The organism is Flavobacterium branchiophilum NBRC 15030 = ATCC 35035, assembly GCF_002217205.1.
Classification (GTDB): Bacteria; Bacteroidota; Bacteroidia; order Flavobacteriales; family Flavobacteriaceae; genus Flavobacterium; species Flavobacterium branchiophilum.
The window spans coordinates 1-1238 of sequence record NZ_MUGT01000180.1 but is presented as its reverse complement, the minus strand read 5'-3'; the positions used below and the strand labels follow the sequence as shown (position 1 = coordinate 1238).

The 1238-nt window shown below is 35.4% G+C and carries 1 protein-coding gene; it reads right to left on the bottom strand.

The window, feature by feature from the left end:
- A partial coding sequence (locus B0A58_RS15465; protein WP_243389517.1) for an RHS repeat-associated core domain-containing protein occupies positions 1–792 on the bottom strand: 792 nt, incomplete at its 3' end.
- Positions 793–1238 lie beyond the last annotated feature (446 nt).

Sequence of the window (1238 nt, the reverse complement as noted above, 5' to 3'; positions counted from 1 at the left end):
GGGGGCTAGACCAGTACCATTACTACCTGGTTTATAAACAGCATGCGATTCATTTGACTTGTTTAATTGAAAACGAGGTCCACAAAACTCAGTTGAACCAAATAAATTAATACTATTTCCTGTTAAAGTTCCTAAATTATTTAAAAAGTTATCACTATCAGCAGTATTACAAGATTGTAAATAAAAATTACCTCCTTCATTTATACTATTAACAATACTAAGCAGTGCACTAACATCAGATTGATTTTTTGTATTACTTCCTTCAATTGATTTTTTTAAATCTAAATCATTGATAATTTGTCCATTATTATTATCTGTTGAAAAATATGTACCTGTTCTAGTCACTTCGCCATTCGAATTCGTATAATCTTGATGACCTCCATGAGTTTCTAATACTACGTTGTTAGCCTTAGTATTACCTAAATAACTAGAAAGTTGATTAGATGCATCTTTTATATCACTTGCATATATACCATGCCAACCCTCTTTTTCCATACCTTGAAACTCAATAGTTTCTCTATTCTTGTCACCTGACTTTATATTTGCATTATAATCTAAGACAATGTAGATGTTTTTGGCTGGAGGATCATCTGGCTCCATTCCACTAGGATCGATTAAATTTATTGGATTTTGAAAACAGTAAGCATAAGGATTAACATTTGGATATTTTTCAGCCATTTGGTCTGTTGATTGAAAAATCGAAACCCTCGGGTCATAATACCTCGCTCCATAATAATAAAACCCTGTTTCGTCGTCTAGCTCCTTGCCGTTAAACATAATAGTTGTTGCCAAGTTGTTGTGCCATTGTCTATCTCACAAGCGTTTATTTTCAGCGGTGTTCGATGAATTTTATTTCTCCAAAAGGCAAATTTAAGAAAAATTATCTCACTTTGGTATTTTTTTCAGCGGAGTTCGATGAATCTCTGATTTGGTATGCATTACCAAAATAATCTGTTAAAGCCGTTGATGTTCCCAAATGGTCGGGGTGGTAGTAGTATAAGAGCCCCCCAGACACTGAAGGAGGTGCTAAAAGTTATTAGCAGCAGCCACTTTTGGCATTTCCACGCAGGGGCAGTTCCCGCCTTACGCTACAATCTTTTTGTTTTTAAAGAAAAAACAAAAAGGATTTCCACTCCAGTCGGGGCTAGGTTGCCATTTTTGGAGGTGTTACCAAGGGCAATCCTTCTAGTATTCCATTTGCAAACCTCAAAGGTTTTGGAAACCTTTGAGGTTTGCAA